This is a genomic window from Brevundimonas sp. RM1, assembly GCF_052907225.1.
This window is the reverse complement of sequence record NZ_JBRERY010000045.1, coordinates 1-5,248: the sequence shown is the minus strand read 5'-3', so window position 1 is coordinate 5,248 and position 5,248 is coordinate 1. Positions and strand designations below refer to the sequence as shown.

Sequence of the window (5,248 nt, the reverse complement as noted above, 5' to 3'; positions counted from 1 at the left end):
CCAAGATAGTCGTACTGCGAGGAGAGCGGCACGTTACCGGCACCACGTCCGCCACCCGAACCCGAGGTGAAGGTTGCGGTGTCGTCGAACAGGTTACGGATACCGACCTGCACCGTCCATTTGTCCATCTTCTTACGGATCGAGACATTGTGGTTGATGTAGGTGTCAACGGTACGGTTCATATAGACGGTTTCGCCCAAATAATTCGCTGTGTTGCTGGAATACAGGTGATCGTTGGAGCTTTCGGCGACGATGTCTGTGCTCCAGTTGAAGGTGTAGTCACCATGGTCGTAACGAGCGGTCAGATTAGCCACCCATTCCGGGTTGCCGATACGATCATTCAAGTTGGTCGGAGCCGAAGCTGTACGCAGCTGCGATTCCCATTCGAGAATGTAGCTAGCGCGAGCACTCAGAGTGAGATCGCCAGTCTTAAACTTGTGGCCGTAGCGTACGTTAAGGTCGAGACCTTCAGATAGCTGGCGGTTGATATTGATGTAGCTGTCGTTGATTGCGGTGATGCGGTTACGTTCCGATGGAACTGAAGCATTGGCCGAAGCGCGGGTGAACAGGTTGCAGAGGGCTTCGTTGGGGAAGTTTTCCGACAGATAACACCCTCTAACGATGTTAGCTGCACCGAAACGAGCCACTTCGTTTTCAATCTCGATCTTGTAGTAGTCTAGAGCGACGTTGAAATCGGCGAATGAAGGCGTCCAGACCAGACCGGCGCTGAACGAGTCGGCAGTTTCAGCTTCTAATACGCCAGCGCCACCACCGGTGGTAATGGTTGCTGACGGTGAACCGGCAGCGTTCAAATTGTCCGGAACGCCGGCAGCAGCACAGTTTTTCTGCAGGATCGGATTGGTCGAGTTGGCCCAGTTCAGGCACGGGTCAACTGCGGTTTGGCCAAGGAAGCTTGTCTGGTCTGCCAAGAACAGTTCGTACAGAGCGGGCGAGCGGAACGAGGTGCCCTTAGATGCGCGGAGGCGCCATTCCGGGTTGATAGCCCAGTTTAGACCGATCTTGTATGTCGTGTTGTCGCCATAGCTGTCGTAGTCTGACAGTCGTCCCGACACGTTCATTGTCAGTTCTTGAATAAATGGCAGGTTTTTCAGAAGCGGGGCTTCTACTTCTAGGAATGCTTCACGGATAGTTTCTTCGCCCTTGGTGCGGCCAGCCGCCGACATACCCCAGCTGTTGCTGGTTATTTCTTGTTGCCCCGGCGTGTCGTCGATCGACTCGCGACGGATCTGGAAGCCAAGAGCGGCGCCCAGAGAGCCGGCCGGCAGGTCGAAGAGCTCGCCGCTGATCAGGCCTTCGATGTAGGCATGCTCATAGACGGTGGTGCCTTCTTCGTAGCCGAAGAGGAAGTCGGCGTCCTGTTGACGGAACTGGCCGTCACGCAGAACCGGAACCGAGAAGAAGTCCACGCCACCAGTCGGGCAGGCGGTTGCGGTTTTCAGGAAGCTTTCGTCGCAGCCGTCATCGCCTTGAGCTGCATACAGGCGGTCTTTGTAGATGAAGGTCGAGCCGTAAACCGCGTCAGAGCGGCTGTACTGGGCGGCCAGTTCCCAATCGAAACCGCGGCCAACGTCGAGCTTGCCGCGAATGCCGCCAACGGCGCGGTAGTAGTCAACGACCTGCTTAGTGTCGCTGTTGATCAGAATGGTCGGATCGGCCAGAGCCATATCCTTAAAGGGGTTGAACGGGTGCGAAGGGCCAAAGCCTAGGTCCGCCCAGACCTGACGGAACGAGGCAGTGCTTGATTCACGACGATTATACATCAACTCGCCAAACAGTTCGGTGTTGGCAGTCAGATCGTAACCGGTGAATAGGTTTAAGGTAATACGCTCAACCGGGTTTACGGCCGTACGGCTGCTGTAGCGGGCGTCATGCGCGGGGGTGCGTTCAGCGTAGAAGCGACGTTTAGCTGGATTGCTGTTCGCTGCGGTAATGGCGCAAGCCCCGTAACCGCTCGTAAAGGCGACAATCTGTGCCCATCCATTGCGGTCACAGCCATTTAGGCCACCACCGAGGGTGGCCGACGCGTCGGGCTTATAATCGATAGCCTGGTAAGATGGATTGTACAGGGTCACGAGACCGGCAGCTGTGGAGTTGCACTTGTACTTGCCAGTTTCCTTGTCAACTAGGTCTGCACGGATCAGGTGGTTCGCGTCATAGTAATAGTTCAGTTGCGGGCATTCGAAGATGTCGCGGTCGCCGAACTCAAGGGCTTGACGGTTGAAGTAGTCAGCTGAGATTGACAGGTACCCGCGGTCGTAGGTCCAGCCGCGGCTGGCTGAGATATTGTACTCTTCACCGCCGCTTTCGAACGGCACCGAAGCGTAGGCGCTCATATCGCCCCCATCGCGGTTGGTGCGAGTGATGATGTTGACCACGCCGGCGACGGCGTCCGAACCATAGATCGATGAAGCACCGTCGGTCAGGATTTCAACGCGTTCAATGAGGCTGCTCGGAATGACGTTCAGGTCGGTCGGGCCGACCGTTCCACGCACACCGGCCGGACCCGCGCGGCGCCCGTTCAACAGCACCAAGGTGCGTTGAGCCCCGAGGCCACGCAACGAGATGGTGTTAGCGCCAGGCCCGCCGGTGGTCACGTAACCTGTGAAGTAGTTGTTGATCTGACCCGAGGTCGCGGCGATCGTCGAACTTTGCAAGATTTCAGTGGTGTCAACCATACCTGCGAGGGTGGATTCCTCGGAGGTGATGACCTGAACGGGTTGAGTGCTGTTATAGGCATTGCGTTTGATGCGCGAGCCAGTGACGACGATGTCATCCACCGCCGTGGACTGCTGGGCGTTAGGCTCGTTGTCGTTCGATTGGGCCTGCGCGCTTGCAAAGGCAGGAGCCACCAACATGGCGCCAGCCATGACTGTTGAGGCCAACAGGCCGGAACGATTCACTCTCATAAAAACCCCCAATTTCATCGTTTGTCAGTTTGTTCCCATCGGCAGCCACAGAGGTAGCGTCATCGACGGTGAGTGGGCCATCTTTAGACCGCAATGCCGCAATGCCAACACTATTGCGACCAACTTCGTCGCTTTTATGTCGCAATTGTCGTTTTGACGACACACAGTTTGTCGCAATGCCCCGCTTGATCGGACGCGATTGTATCTGTCCGAAATATGGTGATATCTAAAAATTCAGGAGGGACTTATGATCAAACAGACGCTTGGCAGCCTTATGGCTGCTATTCTTTTCGCAATAGGGGCTTCGGAACCCTCAGCGGCGACTGCAGCGATTAATCCCCCGGAAGCTTCGGCCTTCGCACGAAGGCCGGCAATAAGCAGCGTCTCTATTTCGCCCGATGGAAACCATATTCTGGCGATTGTTTCGCTCGACGGGAAAAAACGCGTCTTGGCCATGTGGAAGGCCGATGAGCTGCGATCAGCGCCACATATCGTAGGTTCCGACCCCCGTTCTGAGATCGTCGCGGCTCAGTTCATCAAGAACGATCGTCTTTTTGTGACGACCCAGCAGTTGACTGATTTCAGCCTCAGCGGAGCCGCTGAGCGGTCCTATCGCACGCGGACTCAGGTGCTGGACCTGGAGGGCAATCCGACGCGGATCGGCCTGAAGTTCGACGGTCTGACCGATGAGCAGCAGCAGTTCGTGGGCGTCGGCGGCCTGGTCAGCAGCCTGCCGCAGGACCCGCAGTCCATCCTGGTGCGCGATCCGATGCGGGGCGACACCTATTCGCTGAACCTCTACACCGGCCGCAGCGAGCGCAAGGAGCGCGGCTCCGACCGGTTCAACAGCCCTCAGGCGGATCTGAACGGCGAGATCCGGGCCCGCCAGCAGTTCGACTTCGACAACGGCGCCGCCTATATCGCCCAGTGGATCAAGGACCCTAGCGGCAACTGGGCCGAGCATTTCCGCTGGTATGCGCGCGACCGCAAGCCGATCTCCATCGCCGGTTTCTCGAACGATCCCAACATCATCTTCGTCAGCAACGTCGAAGGCCGCGATCACGACGCCATCTACGAATACGACATCGCGCAACGGAAGCTGGGCGAGACCGCCTTCGCGCACCCCTATTTCCGCGCCAGCGGGGTGGTGCGTTCGCGCGCGCCGCAGGATTTCGGCGAGGTGTTGGGCTTTACCTATGACGCCGAGCGCGGCCGGATCTATTGGGTCGACCCGCAGATGGAGGCGGCCTTCAACCAGATTCGCACGGCGTTGGGCGTGCGCGACGTCACGGTGGACTGGAAGGACATCGCCACCGGCCAGGCTGCGCGCCTGAGCGTCGGCGACGGGGCGGACATCGACATCGTATCCTATACGGAAGATCGCTCGAAGTTCATCATCCGCAAGGCGGGCGGCTCGCTGCCGCCGGAGTATTATGTGCTGCAGGACGGCCGCATGGCCCTGCTGGGTCGCGCCAATCCCGAGTTGCGGGAGGCCAAGCTGGGTCCGGTCAGCCTGATCCAGTACGCGGCGCGGGACGGCCTGATGATCCCGGCCATCCTGACCAAGCCCGATCCGGCGGTCTTCGGCCCCGGGCCCTATCCGGCCATCATCACTCCGCACGGGGGGCCCTGGGCGCGTGACGAACTGGATTGGGATCCCACTGGCTGGACCCAGTATTTCGCCACGCGCGGCTACGCCGTCCTGCAGCCGCAGTTCCGCGGCTCGGAGGGCTGGGGCCAGACCCTGTGGCGCGCCGGCGACGGCGAATGGGGCCGCAAAATGCAGGACGACAACGACGACGGCGCTCGCTACCTGATTGCGGAGGGGATCGCCGCGCCGGATCGGATCGCCATGCACGGCTACTCCTACGGCGGCTACGCCTCCATGATGGCGGCTGTGCGTCCCAACGGCCTATACCAGTGCGCCATCGCCGGGGCGGGCCCGGCGACGATCGACTTGTTCAAGAAAGGCACCTACAACAGCCGCTTCCTGCGCGAGTTCCAGCACCCGACCGCCAACGGCGAGGACCCGCTGCGTCGCATCGGCGAGGTCTCGATTCCGATCTACCTCTACACCGGCGACCGCGACACGCGCGTCATCCCGGCGGAATCCCGCACCTTCGCCGCGGCGCTGGAGCGACTGGGCAAGCCGGTGCAACTGCGCATCCTGCCCGACATGGAGCACACCATGAACACTTGGACGCCGGAGAACACCGAGGCGATCCTGACGTCGATCGAGGAGTTCCTGAAGAACTCTTGTGGCCCGAACGGTCTGTAAGCTTGGTCAAGCGGAGGAACAGGGATGACCGAGCGAGCCTTGG

3 protein-coding genes are annotated in these 5,248 nt (G+C 59.5%); 2 read left to right on the top strand and 1 reads right to left on the bottom strand.

The features are described from left to right. Window positions 1-2,888 (bottom strand): TonB-dependent receptor plug domain-containing protein (locus ACU5AP_RS15885; protein WP_446681514.1); only part of this gene is annotated, 2,888 nt, incomplete at its 3' end. Here ACU5AP_RS15885 and ACU5AP_RS15880 point away from each other — a divergent pair. Together ACU5AP_RS15880 and ACU5AP_RS15875 are read left to right on the top strand one after the other, a co-directional pair. Then, a complete protein-coding gene (locus tag ACU5AP_RS15880) occupies window positions 2,875-3,084 on the top strand; it encodes a hypothetical protein (RefSeq protein ID WP_446681513.1) in 210 nt (69 codons plus the stop codon). The genes ACU5AP_RS15885 and ACU5AP_RS15880 overlap by 14 nt on opposite strands. 414 nt (window positions 3,085-3,498) lie before the next feature. Continuing rightward, entirely contained in the window at window positions 3,499-5,205 is a 1,707-nt protein-coding gene (locus ACU5AP_RS15875) for an alpha/beta hydrolase family protein (RefSeq protein ID WP_446681512.1), read from the top strand. Window positions 5,206-5,248: the final 43 nt, after the last annotated feature.